This is a genomic window from Burkholderia sp. Ac-20384, from assembly GCF_017104605.1.
GTDB classification, from domain to species: domain Bacteria; phylum Pseudomonadota; class Gammaproteobacteria; order Burkholderiales; family Burkholderiaceae; genus Burkholderia; species Burkholderia lata.
In genome coordinates this window covers 1-5,243 of the sequence record NZ_JAAGPE010000453.1, presented here as the reverse complement: position 1 = coordinate 5,243, position 5,243 = coordinate 1, and the positions used below count along the sequence as shown (strand labels likewise).

At 69.1% G+C, this 5,243-nt stretch carries 4 protein-coding genes; 2 read left to right on the top strand and 2 right to left on the bottom strand.

What is annotated here, in order from left to right:
• The coding region (locus tag G3O00_RS39550) for a cytochrome c (RefSeq protein WP_206146245.1) at positions 1-1,253 on the top strand (1,253 nt) is incomplete at its 5' end.
• A gap of 208 nt (positions 1,254-1,461) precedes the next feature.
• Positions 1,462-3,180, top strand: a complete 1,719-nt coding sequence (locus tag G3O00_RS39545) for a cation:proton antiporter (protein WP_206146244.1) — start codon at positions 1,462-1,464, stop codon at positions 3,178-3,180.
• A gap of 78 nt (positions 3,181-3,258) precedes the next feature.
• Here the strand turns inward: G3O00_RS39545 and G3O00_RS39540 are convergent, their stop codons facing one another.
• A complete protein-coding gene (locus tag G3O00_RS39540; RefSeq protein ID WP_174932420.1) occupies positions 3,259-4,023 on the bottom strand; it encodes an SDR family oxidoreductase in 765 nt (254 codons plus the stop codon).
• Positions 4,024-4,042: 19 nt separating this feature from the next.
• Complete coding sequence (locus tag G3O00_RS39535; RefSeq protein ID WP_081436681.1) at positions 4,043-5,005, bottom strand: arabinose ABC transporter substrate-binding protein; 963 nt, start codon at positions 5,003-5,005, stop codon at positions 4,043-4,045.
• Between the last annotated feature and the right edge of the window lie 238 nt (positions 5,006-5,243).

Here is a 5,243-nt window from a genome sequence, read left to right as displayed (position 1 = left end):
CCGCCGACGCGGCGCTGATCAAGCGCGGCGAATACCTCGCGCGGGCAGGCGACTGCATCGCGTGCCACACCGCGAGCGGCGGCAAGCCGTTCGCGGGCGGGCTGAAATTCGACACGCCGATCGGCGGGATCTACTCGACGAACATCACGCCGGACCCGAAAACGGGCCTGGGCGGGTGGACGGTCGAGGACTTCACGCGCGCGGTGCGCGAAGGCGTGCGCAAGAACGGCGACACGATGTATCCGGCCATGCCGTTCCCGTCCTACGCGCGCCTGACCGACGACGACATGAAAGCGCTGTATGCGTACTTCATGCACGGCGTCGCGCCGGTCGAGCACGAGAACCGCGCGGTCGACATCGTGTGGCCGCTGTCGATGCGCTGGCCGCTCGGGATCTGGCGCAAGATGTTCGCGCCGACCCCGAAGCCGTTCGACGCGGCGCCGTACACCGATCCGGTGGTCGCGCGCGGCGCGTATCTCGTGCAGGGTCTCGGCCACTGCGGCGCGTGTCATACGCCGCGCGCGCCGACCATGCAGGAGCGCGGGCTGACCGACGCGGACGGCCCGGACTTCCTGGCCGGCGGCGCGGCGATCGACGGCTGGGTGCCGACGAGCCTGCGCGGCGAGCCGCGCACGGGCCTCGGCACGTGGAACGAAACCGAGATCGTGCAGTTCCTGAAGACGGGCCGCACGCTGCGCACGGCCGCGTTCGGCGGGATGACGGACGTGGTCGGCCACAGCATGCAGCACATGACCGACGACGACCTGAACGCGATCGCGCGCTACCTGAAGACGCTGCCGCCGCGCGTGCAGGGCGAACAGCCGCACGTGTACGACGCGGCTGCCGCGAAGGCGCTGCAGACCGGCGACGCGAGCAAGCCGGGCGCGGCCGTCTATCGCGACAACTGCATGGCCTGCCACCGCAGCGACGGTCACGGCTACACGCGCGTGTTCCCGGCACTCGCCGGCAACCCGGTCGTGCAGGGCGGCGATCCGACCTCGCTGATCCACGTCGTGCTGGAAGGCAGCGCGCTGGAGGGCACGCGCACAGCGCCGTCGACGTTCACGATGCCGCCGTTCGGCTGGCGCCTGTCGGACCAGGAAGTCGCCGACGTGTCCAACTTCGTGCGTACGAGCTGGGGTAACACGGGTGCGCCGGTGACGGCCGCGCAGGTCGCGAAGGTGCGCAAGAGCGTGCCGTCGACGCGGCCCGAACCGCCGCCGGGCGCGCGGTTCCCGCAAGCGTCGCGCTGACGGGGCGGCGGGGCGCCAGCCCCGCCTGTCCGATGTGCTTCAAGGCGCCGCCGCCTCCGCGCGGCGCCTTTCATTTCGCCGGGGTTGTACCCCGGACAGGCGCGCCACAGCGTGAATTTTTCGCGGCGGCGCGCCATTTCTCCGCCTCATCCCTTATCCTTTCGTTCTTGAACCTTACTAAATAGTTACAAGAACTTCGGGAGGGGGGATGCCTCATGACGTCAGCCTGATTGCGTTGCTCGCGGCCGGTTTCGGTCTCGCGATGGTCTTCGGTTATTTCGCGTCGCTGTTGAAAATGCCGCCGCTCGTCGGCTATCTGCTGGCCGGGATCGTGATCGGCCCCGGTACGCCCGGCTTCGTCGGCGACCTGTCGCTCGCGCAGCAGCTTGCCGAAGTCGGCGTGATGCTGCTGATGTTCGGCGTCGGCCTGCATTTCTCGCTCGGCGATCTCCTCGCGGTGCGCAAGATCGCGCTGCCGGGCGCAATCGTCCAGATTACGGTGGCCACGCTGCTCGGCGGCGGGCTCGCGCTCACCTGGGGCTGGAGCGTCGGGGCGGCGCTCGTGTTCGGGCTCGCGCTGTCGGTTGCGAGTACCGTCGTGCTGCTGCGCGCGCTCGAAGGGCGCGGGCTGGTCGAGACGGTCAACGGGCGCATCGCGGTCGGCTGGCTCGTCGTCGAGGATCTCGTGATGGTGCTCGTGCTGGTGCTGCTGCCGCCCGTCGCGGGGCTGCTCGGCGGCACGCCGCCCGGCGACGCGCACACGGCCGGCGGCAGCGTATGGGGCACGCTCGGCGTCACGATGCTGAAGGTCGCGGCGTTCATCGCCTTGATGCTGGTGGTCGGCAAGCGCGTGTTTCCGCGCATTCTGTGGCTCGTCGCGCGCACGGGTTCGCGCGAGCTGTTCACGCTGTGCATGATCGCGGCCGCGGTCGGCATCGCGTTCGGCGCGGCGAAGCTGTTCGACGTGTCGTTCGCGCTCGGCGCGTTCTTCGCCGGGATGATGATGCGCGAGTCGGAATTCAGCCGGCGCGCAGCCGACGAGACGCTGCCGCTGCGCGACGCGTTCTCGGTGCTGTTCTTCATTTCGGTCGGGATGCTGTTCGACCCGAAGATCCTGCTCGCGGAGCCGCTGCACGTGATCGAGGTCGCGGCGATCGTCGTGATCGGCAAGACGCTCGCGGCGGTCGCGCTCGTGATCGCGTTCCGCTATCCGCTGAATACCGCGCTGACGGTCGGCGCGGGCCTCGCGCAGATCGGCGAGTTTTCGTTCATCCTCGCCGGGCTCGGCCGCGCGCTAGGGCTGCTGTCGGCCGAAGGGCAGAGCCTGATTCTGGCGGTCGCATTGATCTCGATCGCGATGAACACGCTGCTGTTCGCGATGATCGATCCCGCGCTTGCGTGGATCCGCAAGCATTCGGCGTTCGCGCGCAAGCTCGAGGCGCGCGACGATCCGCTCGCCGCGCTGCCGATGTCGACGCCGCAGACGCACCTGACCGGGCAAGTGGTGATCGTCGGCTACGGCAAGGTCGGCACGCGGATCGCGCACGCGCTGGATGAGCGCGGCATCGCGTATGTCGTCGTCGAGCAGAATCGCGAACTCGTCGAGAAGCTGCGCGAGGACGGCATCGCGGCCGTGTCGGGCGACGCGATCGAGCCGATCGTGCTCGTGCAGGCGCATATCGCGCGCGCCGGGATGCTGGTCGTCACGCTGCCCGACGTGTTCGACGTGCGGCAGATCGTCGAGATCTCGCGCACGCTGAACCCGGCGCTCGAAGTCGTGCTGTGCACGAACAGCGGCGACGAGGCTGCGCTGCTGTCGAACGAGGGCATCGGCACCGTGTTCATGGGCGAGTCCGAACTCGCGCGCGGGATGACCGAGCACGTGCTCGGCAGGATGACGAAGCCGGCCGTGGCGGCTTCGCATTGACGATGCGCGGCATCGCGCCGCGTATCGGGCAGGGCACGGCGGCCCGGGCGGCCGCCGGCCCCGCGCACCGCTTCACGATCAGTAGAACGTCTCCAGCGTCAGTTCCTGCGCCATCACGCGATTGCCGGCCAGCAGGCCGCCATCGACGGGCAGCGCGACGCCCGTGATGATCCGTGCAGCCGGCGAGCACAGGAACAGCGCGGCCTGCGCGACGTCGTCGGGTGTCGCGAAATCGTCGAGCGGATACCACTTTCTCAATGCCTCGAACACCTGTGGGTTGCGCTCCACGCGCGCTTCCCACGCGGGCGTCTTCACGGTGCCCGGCAGCACGATGTTCGCGCGCACGCCGTCGCGGCCATATTCGATCGCGAGCGATTTCGTGTAGCTGATCAGCCCGGCCTTCGCCGCGCTGTACGCCGGGTGCCCGAGCGCATGCACGCCGTTGACCGAACCGATGATCGCGATCGCGCCGCGCCCGCGTGTGCGCATGCCGGGCAGCACGGCTTCGACGCTCATGTAGGTGGCCGTCAGGTTCGCGTCGAGATCGGTGCGCCAGGTGGCGGGCGTCGTGTCGCGCAGCGTGGTCGACGCCGCCGTCCCGGCGTTCGCGACGAGCACGTCGACGGGCGGATGCGATTCGAGCAGCGAACGCAGCCGCTCGGCGTCGGTGAGATCGTCGACGACCGGCGTCACGCGTGCGTCGCCGAGCGTATCGAGGAAGCGGTCGAGCGCCGCGCGGTCGCGATCGAGCGCGAGCACATGATCGCCGGCGGCGAGGAAGGTGCGGCACAGCGCCTGGCCGATGCCGCCGGCGGCGCCCGTCACGAGGGTGGTGCGTGTCATGTCGGCTCCTTGGGCGGGTTCACAGGCCGAGCGCGGCGCGCGCCTGCTTTTCGTTGTCGCGCGTGATCAGCGTGCCGGACGTCAGCACGAGCGGCGGCGGCGCCTGGTTCTTCGTGATCCAGTCGTACATGTTGATGCTCGTCTGGTAGCCGTGCTGGCGCGGATTCAGCAGGATCGAGCCGTAGAAGCCCGTTGGCTTCGGTTTCGCGAATTCGTTGAGCGCGACCTGGCTGCCGTTGATGCCGACCGCGACCATCGCGTCGGCGCCGATGCCGCGCCCCTCGGCGGCACGTACCGCGCCAACCGTCGTGTCGTCGTTCGAGCCGAATGCCACCCAGCGCTTGAAATTCGCGTGCTTGGTGAGCGCGATGTTCGCCGCGTTGAACGCGCCTTCGGTATCGGCCGTCATTTCGGGGGCATCGATCACGTTCGCGGCCGGAAAGCCGGCGGCCTTGAGCGCATCGACCGCGCCGGTGGTGCGCTCTTTCGCGGTCGGCAACTGGTCGTACGCGATCCGGATGATGCCGACCTCGGCCGGATTCCAGCCGCGCCGCTTCGTTTCGTCCGCGATCGCCTGGCCGACCTGCTGGCCGATCTTGTACGCGGAGATGCCCATGTGCGGCACGCCCTGGAGCGGCGCGCCGCGGCCGTCGACGAGCTGGTCGTCGACCGACATCAGCTTGATCCCCGCGCGCTTCGCCTTCGCCGCGATGCCGGGGCCGAGCTTCACGTCGGGTGCGCAGATGATCACGCCTTGCGCCTTTTGCGCGGCGAGGCTGTCGAGCGCGGTCGACACCTTTTCACCGCTCGGCGTCGCGATCTTGATCAGCGTGAAGTGCTTTTCCTTCGCCGCCTGGTCGGCGAAGCGCCATTCGTCCTGGAACCACGGATCGTCCGGCTGTTTGACGAGGAAGCCGATTTTCACGTCGGCGGGGTCGGCGGCATGGGCGGGTACCCCGCCGACCAGCGCCGCGCTCGCCATGGCCAGTGCGAGCGTCTTCCAGTGGAATCGCATGCGTCTCACTCCTTTGTTGTAGTCGCGCATGCGGGCAGGGCTGCCCGGCACGCGGAAAAATTGTAGGAGGAGGCAGCGGAAACGCTCAAATGATGCGCGGCGTTCCTAAAAGGTGGGACGGTACTCGATGGCGGGGAGGCGTGAGGAGGCGACCAGGCTGTCGGGGCGTGACACGCGCGCCGCGGGGGCGGCGCGTCGCGCAGGT

Bases quoted from the DNA above. Each gene is read 5' to 3' on its own strand.
- G3O00_RS39545 (WP_206146244.1), top strand. From the start codon at position 1,462: ATGCCTCATGACGTCAGCCTGATTGCGTTGCTCGCGGCCGGTTTCGGT.
- G3O00_RS39540 (WP_174932420.1), bottom strand. From the start codon at position 4,023: ATGACACGCACCACCCTCGTGACGGGCGCCGCCGGCGGCATCGGCCAG.
- G3O00_RS39535 (WP_081436681.1), bottom strand. From the start codon at position 5,005: ATGGCGAGCGCGGCGCTGGTCGGCGGGGTACCCGCCCATGCCGCCGAC.